The following is a 26,347-nucleotide window of genomic DNA, read 5'->3' on the forward strand; positions in this document are numbered from 1 at the left end:
GCCAGTCACGCGCCGCCGGCAACCGGCAGGCGCATCGCCATACGCCGCTGCGCGGGCAGCCCGTGCCGGGCTTCCGCTTGCAGCACCGCGTAAAGCCGCGTTCCGGGCAGCGCGGTCTCCTCGCGAAACCCCAGCCGCGCATACCACGGCGCGTTCCAGGCCAGATCGCGAAAGGTCGTCAGCGTGACCGCGGACAGCCCCGCCGCCGCCGCATGGCCGCACGCGGCCTGCACCAGACGCTGACCGAGCCCCATCCGCTGATGTTCGGCATCGACCGCCAGTTCCCACACATGCAGGTCGTCGTCAAAGCGCTCCGCGCCTAGAAATCCGCACACGCGCTCGGCGTCCTGCGCCACCCACGCCGTGCCCTGCGCGATCAGGCGCCGATGCTCGGATTCGGACATGACCGCATCGTCCGCGATCCACGCCAGCCCGGGCGCGGCGCGAAACACTGCCGCCGCGGATCGTTCGATGGCGGGCAAGAGGACGGCATCTTCGGGACGAGCGAAACGGATCGACATGGGGCGCAGGAATCTCCAAATGCAGGCGCCAGCGATTCTACGCCGCGCCATGTTTCAATCCCCTCCGCGCAATCCGTTGTTTAATCGGCGATCCCTCGCGGGACACTTCACCGGGGCGGCTGCAATAGGCTGGCCCCGGCGATTCCAACAACAAGATTCAGGATGTCGCACGTGTTTCATGTCATCACCGCGTTTATCGCGCTCTACGTCATCTGGCGCTTCGTCTGGCGTCTGCGCTGGCCGGCCGCCGGCAAGCTGTTGCTGTCGGCATTGGTGCTGCTTGCCGCCGAACATCACCTCATCACCCGCACCTTCTTCGGCACCATGGCCTCGCCCGAGGTGCCCGCCGCCGTCCTGATGGCGCTGGGCTGGGCGTTTGGCGCGCTGATTCTGCTGGCCGTCTTCCTGTTCGTCTCGGACGTGGCGGGTCTTGCCGTGTCGTTGTTTTCGCGCCGCCGCGGCCGCGCGCTGCTGGGCTGCCCGCGCCTGCGCGCCGTGTCCGCCGTGGCCGCGCTGGCGCTGTCCGCGCTGGGTGTCTGGCAGGCGGTGCGCGTGCCGCAAGTCGAAACCATCGAAGTCGCCCTGCCCAATCTGCCGCGCGCCTACGACGGCTTTCGCATCGTGCATCTGACCGACCTGCACGCCAGCCGCTTGCTGCAACGCGACTGGATGCAGGCCGTCGTGGCGCGCGCCAATGCGCTTGAACCGGACCTGACGCTTATCACCGGCGACCTGGTCGACGGCACGCCCGCAGCCCGCGCCGCAGACGTGCAACCGCTGGCCGATCTGCGCGCGCCGCATGGCGTGGTGGCGATCCCCGGCAACCACGAGTATTACGCCGAATACCTGGGCTGGCTGCAGGCCTTCGAGAAGCTGGGCCTGCGCATGCTGCTGAACGAACACATGGTCCTTGACCGCGACGGTCAGCCGCTCGTGCTGGCGGGCATCACCGACAGTGTGGCCGCGCGCGTCGGCCAGCCGCTGCCGGATATCGACGCGGCCATGAAGGGCGTGCCGCCGTCGTCGGCGGTCATCCTGCTGAGCCACCGGCCGGTCGGCGCCAAGCGCCACGCGCAGGCAGGCGCCGGCCTGCAGTTGTCGGGCCACACGCACGGCGGCCAGATCCTGGGCCCGCACCTCATCACGCAACTGGCCAACGAGGGCTATGTGTCCGGGATGTATCAGGTCGGCGGCATGCACCTTTACGTGAGCAACGGCGCGGGCCTGTGGCCGGGCTTTCCCATCCGGCTCGGACGGCCGTCGGAGATCACGCAGATCGTGCTGCGCGCCGCGCCGCCCGCCTGACGCTGGCGAGCGGGCCATGTCGGCGGCGCATTGACAAGCGCCGCCGCGCTGACTTAGCATTCGGCCCTGCTTTTTCAACCCCTGCCATTTTCTGGGTGCAACCGTGTCTGCCATTCGTCAATTCGCCTGAACGCCGACGAGTACCGTCCTGGTACCGCGGTCAGCCTGCCCGCATTCGCTGCTCAACGCCATGTCATGAGCACACCCCGCCCGGCAGGCGCGGATCCAGGAAGCGCAACACCACCCCATCTCTGCTTCCCCTCCCGTAAAGACTGCGTTGTCGGCTTTTCCCATCTGCTGGAGAAGACCCATGACGCTGGATTTCTGCGCCTACGCGCAATCGCTGGACCTGTTCCGATATCCCCGAACGCCCCACCTGGAAGGCTCGCGCCTGCAGGAAGGCGACGAAGGCCACGGCCACGTGCCCTATCGCACGCTGGCGGGCCAGACCCTTGTCGTTGAAGAAAAGCTCGACGGCGCCAACACGGGCATCAGTTTCAGCCCGTCGGGCGAACTGCTGCTGCAATCGCGCGGCCACTATCTGGTGGGCGGCGGGCGCGAACGGCAGTTCAGCTTCATCAAGGCCTGGGCCGCCGCGCATGCGGACTGGCTGCTGGACCGGCTGGAAGACCGATACGTGATGTACGGCGAAACCCTGTCGAAAAAGCACTCCGTGTTCTACGACGCGCTGCCGCATCACTTCTTTGAATTCGATGTACTGGACCGCCGCACCGGCCAATTCCTGTCGACCGGCGCGCGCCGCGCGCTGCTGGCCGGCGGCCCGGTGCTGTCCGTGCCGGTGCTGTACGAAGGCCCGGCGCCCGCGCGGCTGGCCGATCTGAAGGCCCTGCTAAAGCCCTCGCTTGCCAAGACGGCCGGCTGGCGCGACGCGTTCGAGGCCACCGTGCTGCGCGAAGGCCTGGACCTGGCGCGCGCCTGGAAGCAGTGCGACAAGTCGGATCTGTCCGAAGGCCTCTACATCAAGGCCGAAGCCGACGGCAAGACACTCGCCCGTTACAAGTGGGTGCGCCGCGACTTCGTGCAGGCCATCCTGGATTCGGACATGCACCATTCGGAGCAGCCCTACATCCCCAATCTGCTCGCCGACGGCGTCGACCTGTACGCGCCGCGCCTCGCGGTGGACTGGGACACCTTGCGCGGCGCCACCCGCGCCGGAGAGACATCATGAATTACGAACAGATCCGGGCACTGGTTCCCACGCCCACGCGCGGCGCGGACTATGCCGCGTGCCTGGCGGCCTTTCCCGCGCTGGAGCTGGCCAAGACCACGCCGCAGGACCCGCGCTATCACGGCGAGGGCGACGTATGGACGCACACGCAGATGGTCGTGGACGCGCTGCTCGCGCTGCCGCAGTACCAGGCTGCGTCTCGCGCCGACCAGGAGATCGTGTTCCTGGCGGCGCTGCTGCACGACGTGGCCAAGCACAGCACCACGGTGGTCGACCCGGTGACGGGCGCCATCGGCCAGCCCGGCCATTCGCGCAAGGGCGCGATCGATGCGCGCATCGCCTTGTGGGACGCCGGCGTCCCCTTCGCGGTGCGCGAAGCCATCTGCCGGCTGATTGCCACGCACCAGGTGCCGTTTTTTGCGCTGGAAGGCTCGCGCCGCGGCCGCTCGCCCGAATTCATCGTGCGCGAGCTGTCCTGGCAAGTGTCCCTTCCGCTGCTTGCCATGCTGGCCGAGGCCGACATGCGCGGCCGCCTCTGCGCGGACGCGGGCCGCGTGCTGGACAACATCGCCCTCTTTTGCGAACTGGCGCGCGACGAAGCGTGCTTTGGCCAGCCCCGCGCCTTTGCCGATGCGCACACCGCCGTCAGCTATTTCCGCGGCGCGGACGTGCATCCGGACTACGCCTTGTTCCAGGAGCCCGGTTCGCGCGTCATCGTGATGTCGGGCCTGCCCGCTTCCGGCAAGAACACCTGGGTGGCGGCGCATCATCCCGACCTGCCGGTGGTGTCGTTCGACGATGCGCGCGAGGAACTGGGGCTGCGCCACGGCAAGAACGAGGGCATGGTGGCGCACCTGGCCGTCGACCGCGCGAAGGCCCTGCTGCGCGCCCGCGCGCCCTTCGTGTGGAACGCCACCAACCTCAGCGAACTGATGCGCAAGAAGACGCTGGACCTGCTGTACGCGTATCAGGCCGACGTTGAGCTGGTGTATCTGGAAAAGCCGCGCGCCGAGCTGCTGCGGCGCAATGCCCGGCGCGACACGTCGTTGTCCAACAAGACGCTGACGGGCATGCTGCACCGCTGGGACCTTCCGCTGCCGACCGAGGCGCACCGCGTCGTCTACGCGGTGTAGCGCCGGTCAGGCTGGGGCCGGCGCCAGCATGCTGTCCCGCAGCCGCAGCACGGACGCGCAGGAGGTGTCGCGATGCGTCACCAGAGACAGGGACAACGCACCCTGCGCGTCCGCGTCGGTCAAAGGCACAAAGGCCACATGCGGCGTCGAATAGGCGCGGGTCACGCCGGGCACCAGCGCCACACCCAGGCCGCTGGCGACCAGGCTGACCAGCGTCTGCACCTGGATCGCTTCCTGGCTGATGCGGGGCGAAAACCCCGCCTTGTGGCATAGCGCCAGCGTCACCCCGTTCAGCCCCGGCACCTTGGCTGGCGAATACAGCACGAAGTTCTCGGACCGCATGCGTTCCAGCGCGATCGGGCCGGCGCCGGCCAGCGGATGCCCGGCGGGCACGGCCAGGATCAGGTCGTCGCGCTCGACCACCCAGGAATCCAGTTCGTTGTCTTCGGCCAGCGGCCCGCGCACCAGGCCGGCGTCAATTTCGTTGGCGCGCAGCATCGCCACCAGGCCGACCGTGCTGTCCTCGCGCAGATCCAGCTGCACGTCCGGGTATTGCGTCCGAAAGGCGGGCAGGCAACGCGGCAGCAGCATGTAGGTGGCCGAGCCCACGAAGCCCAGCCGCAGCGTGCCCCATTCGCCCAGCGCCACCCGGCGGGCGGCCTGGCGCGCCTGGTCGGTATGAAACAGCGCGCGGCGCGCGTCCGCCATCAGCGCGTCGCCCGCCGGCGTCGTCGAGACGCCCTTGGCGCCCCGCACCAGCAGCGGCACGCCCACCGCGTGCTCCAGTTTCTGGATCGACACCGACAGCGCCGGCTGCGCGATGTGCAGCGCGTCGGCCGCGCGGCGGTAACTGCCCAGTTCGGCAATCGTGACGAACTGCCGAAGCTGGCGCAAATCTATAGCCATAACAGATTCCGTATCAAGCAATACCGAAGCCATATTAGACGCGTATGTGCGGCGCCGATAGGATTTCCGCCATGACCACGCCTCCCTCCCCGACCGTCTCCGCGCTGGACGGCATCCGCATCCTGGACCTGACCTCCGTCGTGTTCGGCCCCTATGCCTCGCAGATCCTGGCCGACTACGGGGCGGACGTCATCAAGGTCGAAGCGCCCGGCGGCGATTCCACCCGGCACACCGGCCCCGCGCAGGAGGCCGGCCTGTCCGCGATCTTTCTGGGGCTGAACCGCAACAAGCGCAGCATCGTGCTGGACCTGAAGCAGCCGGCCGCGCGCGAGGCGCTGCTGACGCTGGTGGACCAGGCCGACGTGCTGATGCACAGCATGCGGCCGGCCAAGATGGCGGCGCTGGGACTGGACCCCGCCACGCTGTGCGCGCGCCATCCGCGGCTGGTGTATGCCGGCCTGTATGGTTTTGGCGAAGGCGGCGCCTATGACGGCCGTCCGGCCTACGACGACATCATCCAGGGCCTGTCCGGATTTGCCGACCTGGTGGGCCGCCAGACCGGCGCGCCGCGCTACCTGCCCACCGTCGCGGCCGACAAGACTTGCGGCCTGATCGCCGCGCACGCCATCCTGGCCGCGTTGTTCCAGCGCGAGCGCACGGGCCGGGGCCAGCAGCTGGAAGTGCCCATGTTCGAAAGCATGGCGTCGTTTGCGCTGGTGGAGCATTACTACGGCCGCCACCTGGCCGATGCGCCCGGCCAGGCCGGTTATCCGCGGGTGCTGACGCCGTGGCGCCGGCCCTGCCAGACCGCCGACGGACACGTCTGCCTGATGCCCTACACGGACGCCCATTGGCGCGATTTCTTCAACGCCGCCGGCCGCCCCGACCTGGCGCGGGACGCGCGCTTTGCCGACATCTCGGCGCGGACCCGGCACATAGAGACGCTGTACGAACTGCAGGCGGGCATCGTCGCGGCCCACGACACCGCGTACTGGCTTGCCCTGTGCGAGCGGCTGGAGATTCCGGCCGCGCCCGTGAACCGCCTGGAAGACCTGGAGACCGATCCGCACCTGGAGAGCGTCGGTTTCTTCGTGCCGCTGCAAAGCGCGTCCGGCAGCCAATACCGCTTTCCCCGCAATCCGGTGCGCCTGCAGCAGTCCCACGTGCCGCCCGCCATGCCGCCGCGCCTGGGCGAGCACACCCACGAAGTGCTGCGCCAGGCCGGCCTTGCACCGGCCGTCATCGACGCCCTGCTGCAAGCGGGCGTCGCCGGCCAAGCACCCTCCCCCTCTTCCGACAACGCCAAGGACACCGCATGACCCAAGACCGCAACGCCACGCCCGCCGCCCAACTGGGCCAGGGCTACTACTGGCAGGACCTTACCGTCGGCCAGCGCTTCCAGACGTTTCGCCGCACGGTCACCGAGACCGACATCGTCAACTTCATCAGCGTCACGGGCATGCTGGAGACCATCTTCATCGACGCCACCTACAGCCACGGCGCGATAAAGGGCCGGCCCGCCCCCGGCGCGCTGACCTACGGCCTGATCGAAGGGCTGATCATGCAGGGCATGGTGCAGGGAACGGGCCTGGCGCTGCTGGAAGTCCACAAGAAAATGATCGCGCCCGTGGTCGCCGGCGACACGATCTGGGCCGAGATCGAAGTGACCGGCGTGCGCCCCACCTCGCAGCACAACCGCGCGGTGGTCACGTCCGCGATCGACGTCCGCAACCAGCATGGCAAGCCGGTGATGGCCTACACGGCCGTGCGCATGCTGGCCGGCAGACCCGGCTGAATGCCCCTGCGGCGGCACGGGTCCCGCCAGAGGACGCGGCCGCCAGTTCGCAGTACCCATAACAGCACAAGGAGACAACCATGAAAAAAGCAATGCTGGCCGCGACGCTGGCCATTCTGGCGCTGGGAGGCGCCGCAAGCGCCCAGGCCGCATGGCCCGACCGCCCGATCACGATGGTGGTGCCCTTCCCGCCCGGCGGGCCGACCGACCTGGTGGCGCGCGTGCTGGCCAAACAGCTTACCGACCAGCTCGGCCAGACCGTCGTCGTCGAAAACAAGGGCGGCGCCAACGGCAACATCGGCATGCAATACGCAGCCGCGGCCAAGCCGGACGGCTACACGGTGCTGTACAACACCTCGTCCATCGCGCTCAGCCCCAACCTGTACCGCTCGCTGGCGTTCGACCCGGTCAAGGATTTTGCACCCGTCTCCAGCACGGCCGTCATTCCACTCGTCCTCCTGGTGCATCCCTCGGTGCCCGCCGACACCGCATCCGCATTTGTCGATTACGCCCGCAAGCATCCCGGCAAGCTGTCGTATGGATCGGCGGGCGCGGGCAACGTCACGCACCTGGGCGCGTTGCTGCTCCTGAAGTCGCTAAACATCGACGCGGTCCACGTGCCCTATCGCGGCAGCGCTCCGGCCATGACCGACCTGGTCGGCGGCCAGGTCCAGGTGATGACCAACACGCTGAACGACTCGCTGGGATTCATCCGCGAAGGCAAGCTGCGCGCCCTGGCGGTGACCAGCGAGACCCGCAGCGACCAGTTGCCCAACGTGCCGACGGTGGCGGAAACGGTGGCGCCGGGCTTTGGCATGGGCGCCTGGCAAGGCGTCGTCGTGCCGGCAGGCACGCCCGCGCCCATCATCGACAAGCTGAACGCCGAGATCCTGCGCGCGCTCAAATCCCCGGAAATGCAGAAGCAGCTCAAGGTGCAGGGCGCGCAGGCGCTGGGGTCGACACCGCAGGAATACGCCGCCTACATCAAGAGCGAGATCGCGCGGTGGGGCGAGGTAGTGAAGGCGGCAAACGTGAAGCTGGACTGACTGCGCCGCCCAGGTATTCGCCCAAACGGAAACGCCCGCGGCAAGCGGGCGTCTTCTTTTCTGCCGGCGGGACGGATCAGCGTCCGGCGGCCTTGGCGCTCAGTCCATTGGCCACGCCCATGTCGGTCTTGGGCACGTCGCGCAGGATCACGCGCACGTCTTCGCCCGACATGTCGAGGCTGGCGCACACGGCCTGATTCAGCGCCGCGATCAGCGCGGCCTTCTTGGCCTCGTCGCGCCCTTCGATCAGGTCCACGTCCACGCGCGCCATGCGCTTGCCGATCTCGCCCGCCACGATCACGTGTTCCGCCGGGATTTCGTGCAGCACGGCGCGCACGCTGGGCACCGGGGCCGCGATGCTTTCGACCACCGCGTTGGACGCCGCCTTCAAGAGGGCGGCTTTCTGGGCGGCCGAGTGGCCTTGCATGATCTGGACGTTCAAGAGGGGCATGACAGGTTCCGAGGGTGCATGACGAGGAAAGCCGGCCAAGCCGGCCGGCCAGCCATCATATCGTGACTGCGCCCGCGTGCAAGCGGGTGCACGCGGGCGCATGGGGTCATGCCGACGATGCGGGGATCAGGCGGCGGCCTTGCCCTCGCTTTCCTGCTCGGGCTGGGCCGTCAACGCAGCCGCATCGGGCGTGGCGGCGTCGCCCGCCACCTGCGTCTCGGTCAGGGCCGGCGTCACCAGCTCGACGACCTTCTTGCGCGACAGCATGCCCAGGAACTCGTCGTCCTCACCCGTCACGGCGACCGGCTGGTCGCTGTGCACCAGTTGCGCCAGCACCTCGCCCAGGCCAGCCGTGGCCGGCACCGACGCCAGGTCCTCGACGAAGCGGGACACGTCGCGCACGCCTTCCTGCATCGCCTTCTCGGCGGCCTCGGCGGTCAGCACGCCAGCCAGACGCTTGCCATCCAGCACCGGCGCGTACTCGTAGTTCAACGCCTTCATGCGGTCCACGGCGTGCGCCGGGCGCGAGCGCATCGTCAGCGTCAGGCGCGCCGGATTCACGGCGTGCGTGGCGTTGAGTACCTTGGTGCGGTTCACGTCCTGCAGGAACGACTGCACGTAGTCGTTGGCCGGGTTCAGCAGGATGTCTTCCGGCGTGCCCTCCTGCACCAGTTCGCCGTCCTTCAGGATGGCGATGCGGTTGCCCAGGCGCAGCGCTTCGTCCAGATCGTGCGTGATGAAGACGATGGTCTTGTTCAGCTTGGCCTGAAGCTGCAGGAGCTGATCCTGCATTTCGCGGCGAATCAGCGGATCCAGCGCGGAAAACGCTTCGTCCATCAGCAGGATCTCGGCATCGGTGGCCAGCGCGCGCGCCAGGCCGACACGCTGCTGCATGCCGCCCGACAATTGATGCGGATACTGGTTCTCGAAGCCCGACAGGCCCACCTGTTCAAGCCATTCGCGGGCGCGCTTCTCGCGTTCGGCCTTGCCAACGCCTTGCACGGTCAGGCCGTACGCGGCGTTGTCCAGCACGGTGCGGTGCGGAAACAGGCCAAAGCGCTGGAACACCATGCTCATCTTCTTTTGGCGGAAGATTTCCAGGTCGCGCTTGTTCAGGCTGACCACGTCCACGCCGTCGACCAGGATGTGTCCCGAGCTGGGCTCGATCAGGCGGTTGAAGTGGCGGATCAGCGTGGACTTGCCCGACCCGGACAGCCCCATGATGACGTAGATGCTGCCTTCTTCAATGGACAGGCTGATGTCGCGCAGGCCGAGCGTGTGGCCGCTCTTGGCCAGCAGCTCTTCCTTGCTCATGCCGCCCTGCGCGGCTTGCAGCCATTTCTTCGGATGCGCACCGAAAATCTTGTAGATGTTCTTGACTTCGATCTTGCTCATCGCTGGCCTCCCGTGCGCATGCGCTGTCCATACGATTGCGTGATCCGGTCGAACAGCACGGCCAGCACCACGATACCCAGGCCGGCGAGCAGGCCCCGGCCCACTTCCAGGCGGTTGATGCCCAGAAGCACTTCATAACCCAGGCCGCGCGCGCCGATCATCGACGCAATCACCACCATCGACAGCGCCATCATCGTGGTCTGGTTGATGCCGGCCATGATGTTGGGTAGCGCCAGCGGCAACTGCACGCCGAACAGCTGCTGGCGCGGGTTGGCGCCAAAGGCGCGCGACGCTTCCAGCACTTCGCGGTCGACCAGGCGGATGCCCAGGTCGGTCAGGCGGATGAGCGGCGGCACGGCGTAGATGACGGTTGCGATGATGGCGGGAATCTTGCCCAGGCCGAACAGCATCACGACAGGAATCAGATACACGAAACTGGGCATCGTCTGCATCACGTCCAGCACGGGCAGCATGCCCGAGCGCAGCCAGTTCACCCGTGCCATCAGCACGCCCAGCGGAATGCCGATCAGCACCGACAGGCCGGCGGCCATGATCATCAGCGCCAGCGTCTGCATGCCGGCGTCCCACAAGCCCAGCACCCCGATGACGCACAGCAGCGCGCCCATCGCCAGGCTCAGGCCGATGCGGCGGCTCACGCCGTAGGCGATCGCGATGGTCACCGCGACCACCGCCCACCAGGGCGAATTGCGCAGCAGTTGCTCCAGCCACACCAACGCGTGCAGCACGGGCTGGGACATCTTTTCCAGCGTGTCCGCGTAGTTGGTGACCAGGTGATCGACGAAACCGTCGATCGCCCCCCGTACCTGACGGGCGGGAATAAGTTCAGGAAACATACATTCGACTCCATTCTGGCGCGCTCGCCGCCCGTGTCGCCACCGGGCACGCTGGCGCAGGACAAGACATCGAGACTGAGACTGGCGCCAGGCACCCGGAAGGACCGCTGATTGCGCAAATCCATTCCGCATCGGTGCCCGGCACCGGAATCACTGCCACCGCGGGTGGCGGCACAAGCACGCTTGCCGGGCCGGACGCATGCGCCCGGCCGGCGGCCATCCCGGCAAAGAGTTCCGGCCCCTTGACGGACCGGTACGCGCCACCGCGGCGCGCAGCCAGGATCACAGTGCTTTACAGCGCGCTTTGGACGCGCCCGGCGACGTCGGCGGGGACCCACTTGGTCCAGACGTCGGGTTTGTTCTTCAGGAACCACTTGGCCACGGCGTTGGACTCATCGCCGGACTCTTCCATGTGGGCCAGGGTTTCATTGATGACCGGCAGCGGCACCGAAACCTTGGACAGGAATTCGGTCAGCTTGGGCGCATCTTCGGAGAACTTGGTGTTCACCGCGGTAAAGACAGGGTTGTCGGGGTAGGCGCTGGGCTCGGGCTTGGCGCACTTGGGCGACGTCAGGCACTTGTGCTTTTCAGCATCGTAGGCCGGCAGGTCCAGCTTGACCAGATCCATGGCGCCGACCAGCGGCGTGGGCGACCAGTAATAGAAGACCACGTTCTGCTTGCGCTTGTAGGCCGACATCAGGGCCGCCTTCTGCGCAGCGCCCGTGCCGGGCGAGTACAGCGTGTAGGTGTCGTCCAGCTTCAAGGCGTGGAACAGGTTGTTGCTGGTGACTTCGCAACCCCAGCCGGCCGGGCAGCCATAGAAACGGCCTTTGCCGGGTTCTTCCGGATCCTTGAATTCATCCTTGAACTTGGGCAGGTCCGCCGCCGACTTCAGCTCGGGCAGACGCTCGGCCGTGTACTTGGGGATGTACCAGCCTTCGGCGCCCATGTACAGGTCGCCAATGCGCTTGACCTTGCCGGTCTTCTCGGCGCGGGCCCAGGGATCGGCCACGCTGTTCAGCCAGATCTCGGTGTTGATGTCCAGATCGCCGCGCTCAAGCGCGGCCAGGGCGGGCAAGGTCTCGGTGGGCAGGGTTTCGGTCTTGCAACCGTAGCCCTTTTCCATGATGAATCGCTCGACGTCGACCAGGACCAGGTTGGATTCCCAGTTCATGGCGCCGAACGTGACCGGACGCTTGAGTTCACATTGCGGGGCGTCGGCGGCTTGAGCCGAACCAGCAAACGCAAACAAAACGGCCGCGGCGGCCAGGGACTTGACAGGGGTAAAACGCATTGGCTTTTGCCTCCATAGGTTCAGGCACTCACGCCAGGATGAAAGCCTGGGGCGGCACCGTGGAGCTAAGGGGGTTGTGCGGAAGACGGGCTGAACCGCCAATACAAACCGACACTAGCAACAAGACTGCCCGCGAGGGATGCGGCGTCTTGCAAGACAGGGAGCTTCAAAAACGAGTTTTTGAATACTCACAGAAAGAGAACAAACTGAACGAAGAAGGCAGCATCTTAAACGAAATTGCTGCGCCGCCCAACCCCAAGGGTGAATGAAACAGATACATTCTCGGCCAAATTGCTCCGGGAAAACCCCAGTAGATCAGGGGGGAACGGCGGATTTCTCCTAGGGAGACCAAACCCAAAAAGGCAGATACATTTAGTTAATATTATGTGCCTATTAATACGTTCAGCGCGTTCCAGAGTGCACTGCAACACAGCAATTGGTTCCAGAAATCGCGAACATTCACGCTATTAAGAGGGTTCCAATTGACACCGGTGGCCCCCTCACTCTCCGGACCGCGATCCATACATATAGTCCCGCCGCCACGGATAAGACATATCCGCAGGCCCATCCAGTTCGTCCGCGCGGCCCGACGCCGGATGCTGGACAAGAATCTGATGCAGCGCGATCCACCCATGCTCGAAGGCCATGGCGCACCCGGCCAGATACAGCCGGTACGCCCGCAGCGACCGCTCGCCCTGGTCCCCGCCCAGGATGCGGGCCGCTTCGGGCAAGCGCGCCTCCAGTCCATCGCTCCAGGCCCACAGCGTGCGCGCATAGTGCGGCCGCAGGTTCTCCACGTCCAGGTCTTCCAGCCCGCCATTGGCCAGCGCCTGCATCACCACGCTGACGTGCGTCAGCTCCCCGCCCGGGAAGATGTACTTCTCGATGAACTCGCCCATCCCGTTGCCCAGTTCGGCGTTGTACACGCCGGCCGCGGTGATGCCGTGATTCATGATCAGCCCGCCCGGCCTGAGCAAGCGCCGCAGCTTGGCGAAGTAGCTTTCCAGCTGCGCGCGCCCCACGTGCTCGAACATGCCGACCGATGCGATCTTGTCGTAGGGCTGCGATTCGTCCAGTTGGCGGTAATCCAGCAGCATCATGCGGACCCGCCCGGACAGCCCCTTCTCTTCGATCAGCCGGCTGACGTGCGCATGCTGGTTGCGTGACAGCGTGATGCCGGTGGCGTCGACGCCATAATTTTCGGCGGCCCACAGCAGCAGGCCGCCCCACCCCGCGCCCACGTCCAGGAACCGCTCGCCGGCCGACAGACGCAGCTTGCGGCAAATGTGATCGAGCTTGGCCTCCTGCGCCTGCGCCAGCGTCATGCCTGGCTCGCGGTAGTAGGCGCACGAATAGACGCGGCGCGGATCCAGCCACAGTGCGTAGAAGTCGTCGGACAGGTCGTAGTGGAACTGAATCTGTTTGGCGTCGCGCTCGACCGAATGCCGCCACACCGACATCACCTTGCGCACCAGCTCGGTCAGCCATCCGCCCCGCGCGGCGTCCATCGGCGAACCGGGCAGAAGCTTTGCCGCGGCCGCCATGACGTCGCGCATGCGCCCTTCGATATCGATACGGCCTTCGACGTAATCCTGGCCCAGCACGCCGACGGCCCCTTCGGCAAGATGGGCCAGCGCGCTCTTGTCGTGCGTCACGAACCGCACGCGGGGGGCCGGCGCGCCGAGCACGGCGCCATCGGGCAGCACGAGCTGCACCGGGACAGGCAGGGCCTGAAGTTTGCGTTCCACGACAGATAGCAAAGGATTCACGGCTTCTCCTCCGGATGCGTAGCGGCGCCAGGGACGCTTTCGGAAAGCACCCGCAATTTTCCTGTAAGCCCGCCCATGATAAAGTCCCCGGCTTGGCGCGGCCAGTACAGCCCCTGCACCGCCACGCGCCCTGTCCCTGCGCTTCATCGCGATCTACATGCCCCCATCACAGACATCCCGCAGCAGCCTGCCCGGTTGGCTCATCCTCATGGGCGCGCTGACGGCCATCGGCCCGTTCGCCATCGATATGTACTTGCCCGCGTTTCCCACGATCGCGGCCAATCTCGGTGTCTCCCGCGGCGATGTCGAGCGCACGCTGGCGGCGTACCTGATCGGCCTGGCGATGGCGCAGGTGTTCTACGGCCCGATGGCCGACCGCTACGGCCGCAAGCCGCCGCTGCTGGTGGGCCTGACCCTGTTCATGATCGCTTCGCTGGGGTGCGCGCTGTCGGGATCGGTCGAAGCCCTGACCGGCTGGCGCGTCGTGCAGGCAATGGGCGGCGCGGCCGGCATCGTGATTCCGCGCGCGGTCATCCGCGATCACTACGAGACCCACGAAGCGGCGCGCGCCATGTCGCTGCTGATGCTCATCATGGGCTTGGCGCCGATCCTCGCGCCGCTGATCGGGGGCCAGTTGCTGGCCATCACATCGTGGCGCAGCCTCTTCTGGGTGATGCTCGCGGGCGGCGCGATGCTGATGACGGCAGTCATCCTCATCATGAAGGAATCGCTCACGCCCGAGCGCGTGGTGCCGCTGCGCTGGAGCACCATCCTGCACAACTATCGCGGCCTGTTCGCGCATCGCGGCTTCATGTCGCACAGCCTGGCGGGCGGTTTTGGCCAGGCCGGCATGTTCGCCTACATCATCGGCTCGCCCCGCGTCTTCATCGAACTCTACGGCGTGCCGCCGCAATACTACGGCCTGCTGTTCGGCACCAATGCACTGTCGCTCATCATCTGCTCGCAAATCAGCGCACGGCTGCTGCGCACCTACACCCCGCGCCAGCTGCAAAGCCGCGCGCTGGTCACGCTGGCGTGCGCCAGCCTCGCCGCCGTCGCGCTGACGCTGGCCGGGCTGCTGACGCTGCCGCTGCTGATGCTGTGCCTGATCTGCTACATGGGCAGCCAGGGCTTCGTGAACCCCAACTCGGCGGCGCTTGCGCTGGCCGACCAGGGCAAGCGGCTGGGCGCGGCGTCCGCGCTATTGGGGACGCTTCAGTTGTCGTGCGGCGCCCTCGCGGGTTTCGCCGTCAGCGCCTGGCAATCCGACACCGCCCTGCCGCTGACCACCACCCTGGCGGCCTGCGCGTGCCTGTCCTGGACGGCCGGGCGTGTGGCGCGTTCGCACACCGCGTAGCCCTGCAGCTTGATTTACTTAAGATTTTCGTATTAGAATCGCGGTCTTCACATGAAGTTTCCCGTGCAGGACTACTATGCTTTGTAGTTCAGCACTCTGACCCCCAACCGCGTGTTGTGAATGCAAGCGGGCGGCAGGCAGCGGGTATAAGCACTGGGGTGAAATCACTTTCCCCCTCATCCACTAAGACTGGGTGGCCGGCCAAGGCAGCGTACAGCAGCCTTCACAGCCCGGCGGCTAAACACCTGTCTACTCCCCCGAAGCGATGCGCGGCAAGAACGACACTAAAGAGGTGCATCCATGGCACGCGTATGCCAAGTGACCGGCAAAGGCCCGATGGTGGGCAACAATGTTTCGCACGCAAACAACAAGACCAAGCGTCGCTTCCTGCCCAACCTGCAATCGCGCCGGTTCTGGGTTGAAAGCGAAAACCGCTGGGTCCGCCTGCGTGTTTCCGCCAAGGCCATCCGCACGATCGACAAGAACGGCATCGAAGCCGTGCTGGCCGAAATGCGTGCCCGCGGCGAAATGGCCTAATCGGCCGCCCCGCCAATCTACATACTAGGAGCACGACATGGCCAAAGGTATCCGCGAAAAGATCAAGCTCGAGTCGACCGCCGGCACGGGTCATTTCTACACGACCACCAAGAACAAGCGCAACATGCCCGAGAAGATGCTGATCAAGAAATTTGATCCGGTCGCTCGCAAGCACGTCGACTACAAGGAAACCAAGCTGAAGTAATTCAGCCGGTATCCCGCAAAAGAGGCCCTGTCATGCAGGGCCTTTTTTATTGCCGGCCATTTTTATTGCCGGCTTTTTGTTGCCCGCTTTTTTTGCCGGCTTTTTATTGCCATTAATTTGCCGCTACGCCGAGGCCCATGTTTCAATTAGGCCGCACCGGCGGCGCCCCAGGCGCGCGCGAGGCCCGACTCATCTTCAGCCTGCGATTACTCCACCATGATCCGTCCCTGCCTCACTTTGCTGCGCCGCGCGCTTGCGCCCGCGATCCTGGCCCTGGCCCTGGCTCCGGCCGCCCCCGCCGCCTCCAAAGACAAGGAGCCGCCCATCCGCATCGGCGAGATCAACAGCTACAAGGCCATTCCCGCCTTCCTGGGCCCGTACAAAAAGGGTTGGCAGCTGGCGCTTGAGGAGGTCAACGCCGCGGGTGGCGTGCTGGGCCGCAAACTCGAAGTCATCTCGCGCGACGACAACGGCAATCCGGGTGACTCGGTCCGTGCCGCACAGGAACTGCTGGCGCGCGAAAAAGTCGAGCTGCTGTTCGGCGGGTTCCTTTCCAACACCGGCCTGGCACTGACCGATTTCGCCAAGCAGCAAGAGGTGTTCTTCCTGGCCGCCGAACCGCTGACCGACAAGATCACCTGGCAGGAAGGCAACCGCTACACCTACCGCCTGCGTCCGTCCACGTGGATGCACGTGGCGGCGGTGGCGCCCAAGGCGCTGGCCCTGCGCAAGAAGCGCTGGGCCATCGTCTACCCCAATTACGAATACGGGCAATCCGCCGTGGCCACGTTCAAGGCCATGATGCAGTCGTTCCAGTCCGACGTGGAATTCGTCGCGGAACAGGCCGTGCCGCTGGGCAAGGTGGATGCCGGCGCGGTGGTGCAGGCGTTGGCCGACGCCAAACCCGACGCCATTTTCAACGTGCTGTTTGCCGCCGACCTGACGCGCTTCGTGCGCGAGGGCAACACGCGCGGCCTCTTTGAAAACATGCCGGTCGTCTCGCTGCTGTCCGGCGAACCCGAATACCTGGAGCCGCTGGGCGCCGACACGCCCACCGGCTGGATCGTCACCGGCTATCCCTGGTACGCCATCGACACGCCGGCCAACAAGACGTTTGTCGAGGCCTACAAGAAGCGCTTCAACGAAACGCCCAAGGTCGGGTCGGTGGTCGGCTATGCCTCGCTGATGTCGATCGCGCAGGGCCTGAAGGCCGCCGGTTCCGTGGACACGGAAAAGCTCGTCGACGCCTTTGCCGGCCTGAAGGTGGACACGCCCTACGGCCCGATCCAGTACCGCAAGATCGACCATCAATCCACGATGGGCGTCTACGTGGGCGTGACCGCGGTCGAGGACGGCAAGGGCATCATGAAGGACTTTGCCTACATCGACGGCGCGCGGCTGCAGCCGCCTGACGAACAGGTGCGCAAGATGCGGCCGGCGCACTGATGAATGTGTCCGGGCTGCTGCTGCAGCTGCTCAATGGCCTGGCCGACGCCAGCGCGCTGTTCCTGGTCGCCGCGGGCCTGTCGCTGATCTTTGGCGTGACCCGCGTGGTCAACTTCGCGCACGGCTCGTTCTACATGCTGGGCATCTACCTGGCCTGGACCTTCACCAGCCATTTCGGCAGCGGCGCGGGCTACTGGTTCGGCCTGCTGCTGGCGGCGCTGGCGACCGGCCTGATCGGTGCGGCGGCCGAGCTGCTGGTGCTCAAGCGCCTTTACCGCGCCCCCGAACTCTTCCAGCTGCTGGCGACCTTCGCCCTCGTCCTCATCATCGGCGACGCGGCCCTGGCCATCTGGGGCCCCGAAGACCTGTTCTCGGCCCGCGCCCCGGGCCTGTCGGGCGCCGTGCAGATCCTGGGCCGCCGTTACCCTGAATACGACCTCCTGCTGATTGCCGCCGGCCCCATCGTGCTGGGCCTCTTGTGGCTGCTGCTCATGCGCACCCGCTGGGGCCGGCTGCTGCGCGCCGCCGCTGAAAACCGCACCATGCTGGCGGCGCTGGGCGTGAATCAGGCCTGGCTGTTCACGTCCGCCTTCACGCTGGGCGCGTTCCTCGCCGGACTGGGCGGCGCGCTGGCCGCGCCGCGCGTGCCCGCCACCCTCGGCCTGGACCTTGAAATCATCGCCAGCGCCTTTGTCGTGGTGGTCGTGGGCGGCTTGGGATCGGTGCCTGGCGCGTTCCTGGCGGCCGTGCTGATCTGTTCGGTCAAGGCGCTGTTCGTCTTCCTGGGCCAGGTCGCCATCGGCCCGTGGGTCTTCAACCTGTCCAAGCTCACCCTGCTGGCCGAATTCGCCGTGATGGCCGTGGTGCTGGTCGTGCGGCCGTGGGGCCTGATGGGTAAGCCCCCCGCCCCTACTTCGCACCCGGGCATGCCGGAGCGCCCCATATCCCCGGCGGGTCCGCGCCTGCGTCTGGCCTACGGCGTACTGCTGGCCTTGCTGGCGCTGGTGCCCGTCGCGACGCTGACCTGGCCCTACCTCAGCATCCTCATGACCGAGATCCTCATCGCCGCCCTGTTCGCCGCCAGCCTGCACTTTCTGACCGGGCTGGCGGGCATGACCTCGTTCGGCCACGCCGCCTGGTTCGGACTGGGCGCCTACGGCGCGGCGCTGCTCCTGAAACTGGCCGCCATCCCCATGGAGGCGGCGCTGCTGCTGGGCCCGTTTGCCGCCGCGTTCGGCGCCCTGGTGTTCGGGTGGTTCTGCGTGCGTCTGTCCGGCGTGTATCTGGCGATGCTGACGCTGGCGGTCGCGCAGATTCTGTGGGCCCTGACCTATCAATGGGATGACGTGACCGGCGGCAGCAACGGCCTGACGGGCTTGTGGCCGTCGGCCTGGCTGGCGCAGGGGCCCTGGTTCTACTACCTCACGCTGGCGCTGTGCGCGGCCGGCGTCTGGTGGCTGCGCCGGCTGGCGTTTTCGCCGCTGGGGTTCGCGCTGCGCGGCGTGCGCGATTCGGCCTTGCGCGCCGAAGCGCTGGGCATGGACACGCGCCGCATCCAATGGGCCGGATTCGTGGCCGCCTCGTTCGCCGCGGGCCTGGCGGGCTCCCTGTACGCATTTTCCAAGGGCAGCATCGCGCCCGACGTGCTGGCCGTCAGCCGCTCGGTCGATGGACTGGTGATGGTGCTGCTGGGCGGCATCCAGACGCTGGCCGGCCCGCTCGTCGGCGCGGCATCCTACACTTGGCTGCAGGATGCCGCGGCGCGCAGCACCGAGTACTGGCACGCGGTGCTGGGCCTGGCGATCCTGGCGCTCGTCATGGCCTTCCCCGAAGGCCTGGCAGGCGCTGCCGCCCGGCTGCGCAGGAGGTCCGCATGACCCCGGCCGCCCCCCTGCTGCAGGTGCGCAACCTGCGCAAATCCTTCGGCGGCATCGACGCGCTGGCCGATGTGTCGTTCGACCTGGAAGCCGGCCACATGCTGGCCCTGATCGGCCCGAACGGCGCGGGCAAGTCGACCTGCTTCAATGTGTTGGGCGGCCAGTTGCGCCCGGACTCGGGTTCGGTGCGGCTGGACGGGCGCGAACTGGTTGGCCTGTCCGCCGGCAAGATCTGCCGGCTGGGCGTGGGCCGCAGCTTCCAGACCGCCGCCACCTTCCGCTCGATGACCGTGCTGGAAAACGTTCAGACCGCCCTGCTCTCGCGCGACCGGTTGCTGTTCAACCCATGGCGGCGCGCCGGCCGCCATGCGGTTGAAGAAGCGAAGACCCTGCTGTCGCAAGTGCAGATGGCGGACAAGGCCAACGAGGCGTGCGGCACGCTGGCCTATGGCGACGTCAAGCGGGTGGAGCTTGCGATGGCGCTGGCGCACCAGCCGCGTCTGCTCTTGATGGACGAGCCCACCGCCGGCATGGCCACCAACGAACGCCACGCGCTGATGCGCCTGACCCGCCAGTTGGCGGACACGCAACGCATTGCGGTGCTTTTCACGGAACACAGCCTGGACGTCGTGTTCAAGCACGCGGACCGCATCGCGGTGCTGGTGCGGGGCGGCCTGCTGGCCGAAGGCGCGCCGGCCGCCATCGCGGCCGACGAGCGGGTCAAGGCCGCTTATCTGGGCACCGAGACGCCGCAGAAAGCCTGACCCGCCAAACGCCTCAACCGTCGGGCTGCGAGCGGTCCGGCTGGCATTCCCAAAAAATCCGGGCCGTGCACCCTGCGCAGATGTTCCGGTCCAGCTTGGCGTAGATCTCGCGCAACGCCGTCGCCTTGTCCGGAAAGATGTGGTCCTCGCCCAGCCGGGCCAGAAATCCGGTGCGGCGCCACATGTCCATCACCTCGGGCCGCGGCCGATGGAAATACAGATCTCCGCCCATCGCGCGCCGCGCCGCCAACTCGTCGTCCCAGACCTGCGCGCCGGCCAGGTCGATGAAGTTCATGCTCTTGGCCATCACCAGCAAATGGCGCGGCGCGCCCGGCGCCGAACGCAGATCGTGCAGCCGCTGCGCCACGTGCGCGGCCGCCCCGAAATAGACTGACCCCTCCATGCGCAGCAGCTTGAGCTGCGGGCATTCCGGCAAGGCGTCCGGGTGATGCTCCAGGACGACGAATCGGCGATCCGGCCCGCGCGAATCAAAGCCCATCGTGCGCATCGCCGGCCGCGACGTGCGGTGCAGGTACACCATGAGCGACAGCACCGTGCCCAGCAAGATCGCGACCTCCATGCGGATGGCGATCGTGGCGGCCAGCGTGGCCGCGGCGATTGCGCATTCGCCGCGTTGCGTGCGCAACAGGTGACGCCAGCGGGGAATGTCCAGCAGCGTCCAGGCCACCAGCAACAGCAGCCCCGAGATCGCCGCATGCGGGATCAACGCCAGGAGCGGCGCGGACACCGCCACCAGCAGCATCAGCAGCAGCGCGGAAAACACCGACGCCAGCGGCGTTTTCGCGCCCGCCTCGAAGTTTGGAATGGAACGATTGAGCGAGCCGCAGGACAGGTAGCACGAAAAGAAGCCGCCCACGATGTTGGACAGGCCCTGTCCCACGAACTCCCGGTTCGCGTCGATGCGCTGGCCAGATCGCGTCGCAACCGCCTTGGCAATCGAGATGGATTGCGCCAATGCGACGATGGTCAACGCAAATGCCAGGCTCAAGAGATCGGGCAGCGCGCGCCAGTCGACGCTGGGCACATGAAAAGGCGGCCACGGTTGGGCGATTGCGCCCAGCACAGGCACCGGCGTGCCTGCCTGCGGCGGGACCACCGAATTGAAGGCCCACGCCGCGAATGTCCCCGCCGCCAGGCCCAGCAGCATGTATGGCTTGCGCTTGTCCAGCCTGCGCGCCAGCAGCGCGGTGCCCAGCGTGACCAGCGTCACCAGCAAGGCGCCAGGATGCGCCTGGCCGATATGCGTGGCGATGCTTTCCAGCACCGCGCCCGCACCATGCGCCTCTGTCGAGGGCAAACCCAGCGCGTCCTTGAGCGCATGCACGGCGATCAGCACGGCCGCACCGCTGGTAAAACCAAACAACGCCGACGGCGAAATAAAGTGCGCCAGCGATCCCAGCCGCAAGGTGCCCACCAGCCACTGCATGATCCCGACCAGCACGGTCACGGCAAGGGCAAGCTGAATGTAGGCGGGGGTGCCCGCGGCCGCCAGCGGCGCCAACACCGCAAACAGCGCCAGCGAATTGGCGTTGGTCGGTCCGGACATCACATGGCGGCTGGAGCCGAACAACGCCGCCACGATACAGGGCACGATGGCCGAATACAGGCCGTATTCAGGAGGCAGGCCCGCCAGCGTCGCGAACGCGACGCCCTGCGGCAGCACCAGCAACGCGCCCAACAACCCCGCCGCCAGGTCGGCGCGCAGCGTCACCCGGTTGACATCCTCGACCCACGAACCGAACAGCCGGCGCGCGACGTTCATTCCCCCCAGCATCATCCTGTCTTGTTCCCTGGCATCGGCGTTCCCGCCGGTCCGGCAAGGGTAAACGCTCGCCCCCGCCCGCGCAACGCGCCTTTTCAGCCGGCCTCGCCGCCGCGCCGCGCTTTCATGGCCTGACCGATCGCAGCCAGCGCGTCGTCCGGTATCAGCCGCGCCGCCATCGGCAGCAACTCGTCCTCTTCGCGCCGGATGTGCGCTTCGTAGGCCTCGGTGAAGGTTTGGACCTGCTCCGGCGGCAATTGCGCCGGCCGCCCCGCCGCGATCTCGGACAGCGTCTGGCGCAAGGGTTCCCACAGGCCCGCCAAGCGGCGATGATCGGCCATCAGGCCGTCCACCAGCGCGTGCAGGCACACCGCGTCCGACCCCGCCATCGAGTCGATCAAGGCTGGAAAGAGGTCTTCTTCTTCGTCTTCATGATGATGCGCGGCCGCGGTGTCGAAATACCGGCGAACGCTGGTGGCGGCGGTTTGCGCCGCCGTGTCGCTGCCGTGCGATGGCAGGTGCGCCGCCAGCCGCGCCAGCGTCGCGCATTGGCGTGCGATGCGCCCATGACAGGCCGACAGCAGCGCCAGCGGATCGTCCGGGCCCGGCGCCGCAGCCGGACCGCCTGGAAAACTCACTGCCATCGCCTGCCTCCGAATCGTGTTGCGTTAACCCGCTGTGCCTCGCCACCACAAACGGATGGAATCCCATGCGCGCCCGGCGATGCCCGCCTCGGCCACGGGCTCCAGCGCCACCACCGGAAAGTGCATGGCGGGCTTGCCGTCCACCGTCACCTTCAGTTCGCCCACCGTCGACTGCGCGGCAATGGGCGCGATCAACGGCGCTTGCGGCGCCCAGGCCGATTCGACCTTCGCGCCGGCCGGCACCGTCACGTAGGCGTCGCGCGAGAATCCCACCTTCAGGCTGTCGGTCTCGCCCTTCCAGACCTCGGGCGTGGCCACGGCCTGTCCGCGCGCATACAGCTTGATGGTATTGAACCCCTGGAAGCCCCATTCCAGCAACTCGCGGCTTTCCTGCGTGCGCAGCTTGTCCGACGCCGTGCCCACCACCACCGTGATCAGCCGCCGCTGATCCTTGCCATTGGGCCGCTGCGCCGTGGCAATGATGCAATAGCCGGCCGATGCCGTATGGCCCGTCTTCAGCCCGTCCACACTGGGATCCAGCCAAAGCAGCCGGTTCCGGTTGGGCTGAGTGATCTTGTTGAACGTGAACTGCCTGGCCGAATCGTAGGTCTTGTAGAGCTGCGGAAAGTCACGGATGAACCGCGTGGCCAGGATCGACAGGTCGCTGGCGGTGGAATACGTGTTCGGATCCGGCAGCCCGTGCGGGCTGGCAAAGTGCGTGGCGTGCAAGCCCAGCCGGGCGGCGGTGTCGTTCATCCGCGCGACAAAGGCTTCGACGCTGCCAGACACCGCCTCGGCCAGCGCAACCGCCGCGTCATTGCCTGACTGGATCATCAGGCCGCGCAGCAGGTCGTCCACCGACACCTTGGAGTTGGGCTCCAGGAACATCTTGGAGCTGCCTGCCGGCACCTTCCAGGCCCGCGTCGAGATGGTGACCAGCTGGCTAGCGGTCAGCTCCTTCTTCGTCATCGCATCGAACACGACGTAGGCCGTCATGATCTTGGTCAGGGACGCCGGCTCGATGCGCGTGGTGGCCGCGTGCGACGCGATGACCTGGCCGCTGGTCTCATCCAGCAGCAGCCACGCCTTGGCCGAAAGCGCCGGCGCCGGCATCGATTGCGCCATGGCGCTGGATATACAGGCGGTCGCAACGAGCAGGCTCGCCGCCAACTTCTTCATCAACATATAGCTGCTTCACTTCCATGTTCTGTTTTCTTCGGGCGCGCGCAACGCGCTTGGGACAAGTCCGAATCACGGGACGTTCCGCCCATGCCCGCCGCGCGCGCCGCCCGCAATTGGAACATGCGCCACAAGATAGGTTCATCCGCATGCGCGGCAAGGGCCCCTTAGCGCGCACGTTGCGCCGTCGATTGGCCCACGCGCGCGCCCCGCAAACGCGAGCCGTCAGAACGTCAGCGAACGTCACGACTTCTTGCGAAACCCCTTGCAGAAGGCACTTTTCTGCGTGGAAACAACAAACAGTGGCTTAAAACCCGCCGCAAAGCCGCTTTTACCGCCACTCTTCCGCTATCATCGGGCGCGTAGCGTCAAATGCCGATATCCGGCACGCGCTGCTCCATGTCCTCAACATACGGATTTTGACCATGGCCACGAAAGCTAAAGCTCCTGCCAAGAAAGTCACCAAGACCGCCGTCAAGGCGCCCGCAAAGAAGGCAACTGCCGCCAAGCCCGCCGTGAAGCCGGCTGCCAAGAAGGCCGTCGCCGCCAAGAAGGTCGCTGCCGCCCCCAAGGCCATCAAGGCTGCGATGAACAAGACCCAGCTCATCGCCTACATCGTTGAGCAATCCGGCGTCGAAGCCAAGTCGGTCAAGGCCGTCCTGGCCAGCCTGGAAACCTCGGTGCTGGGCTCCGTGGACAAGAAGGGCGCTGGCGAATTCACGATGCCCGGCCTGTTCAAGGTCGCCGTGCAGAAGGTTCCCGCCAAGGCCAAGCGCTTCGGCAAGGATCCGTTCACGGGCGAAGAGCGTTGGTTCCCCGCCAAGCCGGCTTCGGTCAAGGTCAAGGTTCGCCCGCTCAAGAAGCTGAAGGACGCCGCGCAGTAATTTCATTACGCGCAGTATCCGGTCAAGCCGGGAAGGGCCCGCCTCGCAAGAGGCGGGCCCTTCTTCATTTGCGCGCGGTCTTTGGCTCGGCAGGTGGCGCGCGCTTTGCATCGGCGGCAAGCCGCTGCTAGAATTTTGTCTTTACGTGAAGATACTTCACATTGACACACCAGCCCGCCGCCATGAATGACCTTGTCGATCTCGTGATCTCGCAATGGACGCAGGAATGCCCTGCGCAGGACTTCGCCGCCATGTCGGTGGTCGCCCGCCTCTTCCGCCTGAACGCATTCGCCGCCCGCAACGTCAATCGCACCTTTCGCCAGTACAACCTGCATCAGGGCGAATTCGACGTGCTCGCCACGCTCTACCGCACCGGCGCGCCGTATGCGATGAATCCGCAAAAACTCGTGCAAGCCCTTCTGCTGACGTCCGGCGCCATGACCAACCGCCTGGACCGGCTGGAAGAGGCCGGGCTGCTCGTGCGCAGTCCCAATCCCGACGACCGGCGCGGCGTCATCGTGTCGCTCACCGCCGACGGGCTGCGCACGATCAAGATCCTGCTCAAGGACTATCTAAGCGACCTGAACGACCTGCTGGAACCGCTGTCCGCCGCGGAACGCCGCCAATTGGCGGGCCTTCTGAAAAAGCTACTGATCAAGCAGGACCAGGAAACGCCCGGCAGCGTCGACGCCTGAGCTGCCTGCCGCCCACCGTCATCACCCTTTTCAGCCTCAGATCAGTGACTTCTCCTACGCAATCCACGCCCACGCTCACCGCGCCCATCATCCTCCTGATGTCCGTGGCGACCGGTCTGGCAGTCGCCAGCAACTACTACGCGCAACCCCTGCTGCACACGATCGGTCAGCAGTTCTCGATTTCGAATGCTGCCGCCGGCACCATCGTCACAACGGCGCAGCTCAGCTACGCAGTGGGCCTGATGCTGCTGGTGCCGCTGGGCGACATGTTCGAGCGCCGCGCGCTGATCGTGCTGATGAACCTGCTGGCCGCGGGCGGCCTGCTGATCTCGGCCTTTGCCAGCAACATCGCGGTGCTGATCCTGGGCACAGCCCTGACCGGCATGCTGTCCGTCGTTGCCCAGATCCTCGTGCCCTTCGCCGCCACGCTTGCCGCGCCCCACGAGCGCGGCAAGGCCGTCGGCACCGTCATGAGCGGACTGCTGCTGGGCATCCTGCTGGCCCGCACCGCGGCCGGCGCGCTGGCCGACGTGGGCAGCTGGCGCACGGTGTACTGGGTGGCCGCCATCCTGATGCTGTGCATGTCCGCCGTCCTGTGGCGCGTGCTGCCCCGCTACCAAATCCCCACGGCAATGAGCTACCCGCGCCTGCTGGGGTCGATCCTGCGCATGTTCGTCGAGGAACCCCTGTTCCGCGCCCGGTCCCTGATTGGCGGACTGCTGTTTGCCGCCTTCAGCATGCTGTGGACTCCGCTGACCTTCCTTTTGGCCGGCCCGCCCTATGAATACAGCAACACCACCATTGGCCTTTTCGGCCTGGCCGGCGCCGCCGGGGCCTACGCCGCCAACCGCTTCGGCCGCCTTGCCGACCGCGGACTGGGCAACCTCGCCACCCGCGTGGGCCTGCTGCTGCTTCTGGGTTCCTGGGGACTGATGGCGTTCGGCCAGGTGTCGGTCGTTGCGCTGCTGGCGGGCATCCTGGTGCAGGATCTGGCGATTCAGGGCGTCCACGTCACCAATACCAGCTCCATCTACCGCCTGCGGCCCGAAGCGCGCAGCCGCCTGACCGCCGGTTACGTCACCTGCTACTTCATCGGCGGCGCCTCGGGTTCGCTGGTATCGTCCTGGCTGTACGCCCATTTCGGCTGGCCGGCGGTGGTCACGGCGGGCGCCGTCCTGGCGGCCCTTACGCTGGCTTATGGCGCCCTTGCGCCCAGTGCGCGCATCCCGGAAATGCCCTCGCCCCCTGCCCGCGCCTAGCACCTCCTATAATCAGGGGTTTTGACCGCCACCGCGCCCCGGCGCGATGGGGCGGCTCA

The 26,347-nt window shown here is 66.6% G+C and carries 25 protein-coding genes; 15 read left to right on the top strand and 10 right to left on the bottom strand.

Features of this window, described 5'->3' with window-relative positions; genetic code table 11:
• Positions 1 to 5: 5 nt before the first annotated feature.
• Positions 6 to 521 carry a GNAT family N-acetyltransferase gene (locus QEP15_RS18270; protein ID WP_175157052.1) on the bottom strand — a complete coding sequence of 172 codons (516 nt, stop codon included), beginning with the start codon at positions 519 to 521 and terminating at the stop codon, positions 6 to 8.
• Positions 522 to 692: 171 nt separating this feature from the next.
• On the opposite strand from QEP15_RS18270, the gene QEP15_RS18275 reads away from it, so the two are divergent.
• The 3 genes from QEP15_RS18275 to QEP15_RS18285 all read left to right on the top strand — a co-directional run bounded on the left by QEP15_RS18275 (position 693) and on the right by QEP15_RS18285 (position 4,148).
• Entirely contained in the window at positions 693 to 1,826 is a 1,134-nt protein-coding gene (locus tag QEP15_RS18275; RefSeq protein ID WP_175157076.1) for a metallophosphoesterase, read from the top strand.
• 310 nt (positions 1,827 to 2,136) lie between these two features.
• On the top strand, positions 2,137 to 3,015 hold the full coding sequence (locus tag QEP15_RS18280; protein WP_175157053.1) for an RNA ligase family protein: 879 nt from the start codon (positions 2,137 to 2,139) through the stop codon (positions 3,013 to 3,015).
• Positions 3,012 to 4,148: an AAA family ATPase gene (locus QEP15_RS18285; RefSeq protein ID WP_253857983.1), complete on the top strand. Its 1,137-nt coding sequence runs from the start codon at positions 3,012 to 3,014 to the stop codon at positions 4,146 to 4,148. The genes QEP15_RS18280 and QEP15_RS18285 overlap by 4 nt, the downstream gene beginning before the upstream one ends.
• 6 nt (positions 4,149 to 4,154) lie before the next feature.
• On the opposite strand, the gene QEP15_RS18290 is transcribed toward QEP15_RS18285, so the two are convergent.
• Positions 4,155 to 5,054 carry a LysR family transcriptional regulator gene (locus QEP15_RS18290; protein WP_142053984.1) on the bottom strand — a complete coding sequence of 300 codons (900 nt, stop codon included), beginning with the start codon at positions 5,052 to 5,054 and terminating at the stop codon, positions 4,155 to 4,157.
• Between the two features lie 71 nt (positions 5,055 to 5,125).
• On the opposite strand from QEP15_RS18290, the gene QEP15_RS18295 reads away from it, so the two are divergent.
• From QEP15_RS18295 to QEP15_RS18305, 3 genes are all read left to right on the top strand, one after another.
• A complete protein-coding gene (locus QEP15_RS18295; protein ID WP_280147831.1) occupies positions 5,126 to 6,373 on the top strand; it encodes a CaiB/BaiF CoA transferase family protein in 1,248 nt (415 codons plus the stop codon).
• Complete coding sequence (locus QEP15_RS18300) at positions 6,370 to 6,849, top strand: MaoC family dehydratase (protein ID WP_152385143.1); 480 nt, start codon at positions 6,370 to 6,372, stop codon at positions 6,847 to 6,849. The genes QEP15_RS18295 and QEP15_RS18300 overlap by 4 nt, the downstream gene beginning before the upstream one ends.
• 80 nt (positions 6,850 to 6,929) lie before the next feature.
• Positions 6,930 to 7,895 carry a Bug family tripartite tricarboxylate transporter substrate binding protein gene (locus QEP15_RS18305; protein ID WP_175236416.1) on the top strand — a complete coding sequence of 322 codons (966 nt, stop codon included), beginning with the start codon at positions 6,930 to 6,932 and terminating at the stop codon, positions 7,893 to 7,895.
• Between the two features lie 76 nt (positions 7,896 to 7,971).
• On the opposite strand, the gene QEP15_RS18310 is transcribed toward QEP15_RS18305, so the two are convergent.
• From QEP15_RS18310 to QEP15_RS18330, 5 genes are all read right to left on the bottom strand, one after another.
• Positions 7,972 to 8,346 (bottom strand): tautomerase family protein, encoded by a 375-nt coding sequence (locus QEP15_RS18310; RefSeq protein ID WP_056322842.1) that lies wholly within the window; start codon positions 8,344 to 8,346, stop codon positions 7,972 to 7,974.
• 126 nt (positions 8,347 to 8,472) lie between these two features.
• Complete coding sequence (locus QEP15_RS18315; protein WP_152385145.1) at positions 8,473 to 9,741, bottom strand: quaternary amine ABC transporter ATP-binding protein; 1,269 nt, start codon at positions 9,739 to 9,741, stop codon at positions 8,473 to 8,475.
• Positions 9,738 to 10,595, bottom strand: a complete 858-nt coding sequence (locus QEP15_RS18320) for an ABC transporter permease (RefSeq protein WP_175157059.1) — start codon at positions 10,593 to 10,595, stop codon at positions 9,738 to 9,740. Before QEP15_RS18320 ends, QEP15_RS18315 begins: the two co-directional genes overlap by 4 nt.
• 292 nt (positions 10,596 to 10,887) lie before the next feature.
• The gene (locus tag QEP15_RS18325) at positions 10,888 to 11,889 is read right to left on the bottom strand and encodes an ABC transporter substrate-binding protein (RefSeq protein WP_056322835.1); all 1,002 of its coding nucleotides are present in this window, start codon (positions 11,887 to 11,889) and stop codon (positions 10,888 to 10,890) included.
• Between the two features lie 500 nt (positions 11,890 to 12,389).
• Positions 12,390 to 13,658 carry a class I SAM-dependent methyltransferase gene (locus QEP15_RS18330; RefSeq protein ID WP_152385146.1) on the bottom strand — a complete coding sequence of 423 codons (1,269 nt, stop codon included), beginning with the start codon at positions 13,656 to 13,658 and terminating at the stop codon, positions 12,390 to 12,392.
• A 208-nt stretch (positions 13,659 to 13,866) separates the two neighbouring features.
• On the opposite strand from QEP15_RS18330, the gene QEP15_RS18335 reads away from it, so the two are divergent.
• From QEP15_RS18335 to QEP15_RS18360, 6 genes are all read left to right on the top strand, one after another.
• Positions 13,867 to 15,015, top strand: a complete 1,149-nt coding sequence (locus QEP15_RS18335; protein ID WP_280148927.1) for a Bcr/CflA family multidrug efflux MFS transporter — start codon at positions 13,867 to 13,869, stop codon at positions 15,013 to 15,015.
• 300 nt (positions 15,016 to 15,315) lie between these two features.
• Entirely contained in the window at positions 15,316 to 15,552 is a 237-nt protein-coding gene (rpmB, locus tag QEP15_RS18340) for a 50S ribosomal protein L28 (RefSeq protein ID WP_050447723.1), read from the top strand.
• A gap of 37 nt (positions 15,553 to 15,589) precedes the next feature.
• Entirely contained in the window at positions 15,590 to 15,757 is a 168-nt protein-coding gene (gene rpmG, locus QEP15_RS18345; RefSeq protein WP_003810296.1) for a 50S ribosomal protein L33, read from the top strand.
• Between the two features lie 216 nt (positions 15,758 to 15,973).
• Complete coding sequence (locus QEP15_RS18350; RefSeq protein WP_280147832.1) at positions 15,974 to 17,203, top strand: ABC transporter substrate-binding protein; 1,230 nt, start codon at positions 15,974 to 15,976, stop codon at positions 17,201 to 17,203.
• Complete coding sequence (locus QEP15_RS18355) at positions 17,203 to 19,080, top strand: ABC transporter permease (protein ID WP_152385147.1); 1,878 nt, start codon at positions 17,203 to 17,205, stop codon at positions 19,078 to 19,080. Before QEP15_RS18350 ends, QEP15_RS18355 begins: the two co-directional genes overlap by 1 nt.
• A complete protein-coding gene (locus QEP15_RS18360; RefSeq protein ID WP_152385148.1) occupies positions 19,077 to 19,844 on the top strand; it encodes an ABC transporter ATP-binding protein in 768 nt (255 codons plus the stop codon). Before QEP15_RS18355 ends, QEP15_RS18360 begins: the two co-directional genes overlap by 4 nt.
• Before the next feature lie 13 nt (positions 19,845 to 19,857).
• Here the strand turns inward: QEP15_RS18360 and QEP15_RS18365 are convergent, their stop codons facing one another.
• From QEP15_RS18365 to QEP15_RS18375, 3 genes are all read right to left on the bottom strand, one after another.
• Entirely contained in the window at positions 19,858 to 21,627 is a 1,770-nt protein-coding gene (locus QEP15_RS18365; RefSeq protein ID WP_280147833.1) for a SulP family inorganic anion transporter, read from the bottom strand.
• A gap of 95 nt (positions 21,628 to 21,722) precedes the next feature.
• Positions 21,723 to 22,271, bottom strand: a complete 549-nt coding sequence (locus tag QEP15_RS18370) for a hemerythrin domain-containing protein (RefSeq protein ID WP_152385150.1) — start codon at positions 22,269 to 22,271, stop codon at positions 21,723 to 21,725.
• A 24-nt stretch (positions 22,272 to 22,295) separates the two neighbouring features.
• Positions 22,296 to 23,456, bottom strand: a complete 1,161-nt coding sequence (locus QEP15_RS18375) for a D-alanyl-D-alanine carboxypeptidase family protein (RefSeq protein ID WP_082586281.1) — start codon at positions 23,454 to 23,456, stop codon at positions 22,296 to 22,298.
• Positions 23,457 to 23,875: 419 nt separating this feature from the next.
• On the opposite strand from QEP15_RS18375, the gene QEP15_RS18380 reads away from it, so the two are divergent.
• From QEP15_RS18380 to QEP15_RS18390, 3 genes are all read left to right on the top strand, one after another.
• Positions 23,876 to 24,334: an HU family DNA-binding protein gene (locus QEP15_RS18380; protein WP_056322817.1), complete on the top strand. Its 459-nt coding sequence runs from the start codon at positions 23,876 to 23,878 to the stop codon at positions 24,332 to 24,334.
• A gap of 182 nt (positions 24,335 to 24,516) precedes the next feature.
• Positions 24,517 to 25,029 (top strand): MarR family winged helix-turn-helix transcriptional regulator, encoded by a 513-nt coding sequence (locus tag QEP15_RS18385; protein ID WP_056322814.1) that lies wholly within the window; start codon positions 24,517 to 24,519, stop codon positions 25,027 to 25,029.
• A 98-nt stretch (positions 25,030 to 25,127) separates the two neighbouring features.
• The gene (locus QEP15_RS18390) at positions 25,128 to 26,288 is read left to right on the top strand and encodes an MFS transporter (protein WP_175157077.1); all 1,161 of its coding nucleotides are present in this window, start codon (positions 25,128 to 25,130) and stop codon (positions 26,286 to 26,288) included.
• Positions 26,289 to 26,347 lie beyond the last annotated feature (59 nt).

This window comes from Achromobacter mucicolens (assembly GCF_029866465.1).
GTDB lineage: Bacteria > Pseudomonadota > Gammaproteobacteria > Burkholderiales > Burkholderiaceae_B > Achromobacter > Achromobacter mucicolens.

Excerpts from the sequence above, each read along its gene's own strand:
- QEP15_RS18270 (WP_175157052.1), bottom strand. The coding sequence starts at position 521 with ATGTCGATCCGTTTCGCTCGTCCCGAAGATGCCGTCCTCTTGCCCGCC.
- QEP15_RS18280 (WP_175157053.1), top strand. The coding sequence starts at position 2,137 with ATGACGCTGGATTTCTGCGCCTACGCGCAATCGCTGGACCTGTTCCGA.
- QEP15_RS18285 (WP_253857983.1), top strand. The coding sequence starts at position 3,012 with ATGAATTACGAACAGATCCGGGCACTGGTTCCCACGCCCACGCGCGGC.
- QEP15_RS18290 (WP_142053984.1), bottom strand. The coding sequence starts at position 5,054 with ATGGCTATAGATTTGCGCCAGCTTCGGCAGTTCGTCACGATTGCCGAA.
- QEP15_RS18295 (WP_280147831.1), top strand. The coding sequence starts at position 5,126 with ATGACCACGCCTCCCTCCCCGACCGTCTCCGCGCTGGACGGCATCCGC.
- QEP15_RS18300 (WP_152385143.1), top strand. The coding sequence starts at position 6,370 with ATGACCCAAGACCGCAACGCCACGCCCGCCGCCCAACTGGGCCAGGGC.
- QEP15_RS18305 (WP_175236416.1), top strand. The coding sequence starts at position 6,930 with ATGAAAAAAGCAATGCTGGCCGCGACGCTGGCCATTCTGGCGCTGGGA.
- QEP15_RS18310 (WP_056322842.1), bottom strand. The coding sequence starts at position 8,346 with ATGCCCCTCTTGAACGTCCAGATCATGCAAGGCCACTCGGCCGCCCAG.
- QEP15_RS18315 (WP_152385145.1), bottom strand. The coding sequence starts at position 9,741 with ATGAGCAAGATCGAAGTCAAGAACATCTACAAGATTTTCGGTGCGCAT.
- QEP15_RS18320 (WP_175157059.1), bottom strand. The coding sequence starts at position 10,595 with ATGTTTCCTGAACTTATTCCCGCCCGTCAGGTACGGGGGGCGATCGAC.
- QEP15_RS18325 (WP_056322835.1), bottom strand. The coding sequence starts at position 11,889 with ATGCGTTTTACCCCTGTCAAGTCCCTGGCCGCCGCGGCCGTTTTGTTT.
- QEP15_RS18335 (WP_280148927.1), top strand. The coding sequence starts at position 13,867 with ATGGGCGCGCTGACGGCCATCGGCCCGTTCGCCATCGATATGTACTTG.
- rpmB (WP_050447723.1), top strand. The coding sequence starts at position 15,316 with ATGGCACGCGTATGCCAAGTGACCGGCAAAGGCCCGATGGTGGGCAAC.
- rpmG (WP_003810296.1), top strand. The coding sequence starts at position 15,590 with ATGGCCAAAGGTATCCGCGAAAAGATCAAGCTCGAGTCGACCGCCGGC.
- QEP15_RS18350 (WP_280147832.1), top strand. The coding sequence starts at position 15,974 with ATGATCCGTCCCTGCCTCACTTTGCTGCGCCGCGCGCTTGCGCCCGCG.
- QEP15_RS18355 (WP_152385147.1), top strand. The coding sequence starts at position 17,203 with ATGAATGTGTCCGGGCTGCTGCTGCAGCTGCTCAATGGCCTGGCCGAC.
- QEP15_RS18360 (WP_152385148.1), top strand. The coding sequence starts at position 19,077 with ATGACCCCGGCCGCCCCCCTGCTGCAGGTGCGCAACCTGCGCAAATCC.
- QEP15_RS18365 (WP_280147833.1), bottom strand. The coding sequence starts at position 21,627 with ATGAACGTCGCGCGCCGGCTGTTCGGTTCGTGGGTCGAGGATGTCAAC.
- QEP15_RS18370 (WP_152385150.1), bottom strand. The coding sequence starts at position 22,271 with ATGGCAGTGAGTTTTCCAGGCGGTCCGGCTGCGGCGCCGGGCCCGGAC.
- QEP15_RS18375 (WP_082586281.1), bottom strand. The coding sequence starts at position 23,456 with ATGTTGATGAAGAAGTTGGCGGCGAGCCTGCTCGTTGCGACCGCCTGT.
- QEP15_RS18380 (WP_056322817.1), top strand. The coding sequence starts at position 23,876 with ATGGCCACGAAAGCTAAAGCTCCTGCCAAGAAAGTCACCAAGACCGCC.
- QEP15_RS18385 (WP_056322814.1), top strand. The coding sequence starts at position 24,517 with ATGAATGACCTTGTCGATCTCGTGATCTCGCAATGGACGCAGGAATGC.
- QEP15_RS18390 (WP_175157077.1), top strand. The coding sequence starts at position 25,128 with ATGTCCGTGGCGACCGGTCTGGCAGTCGCCAGCAACTACTACGCGCAA.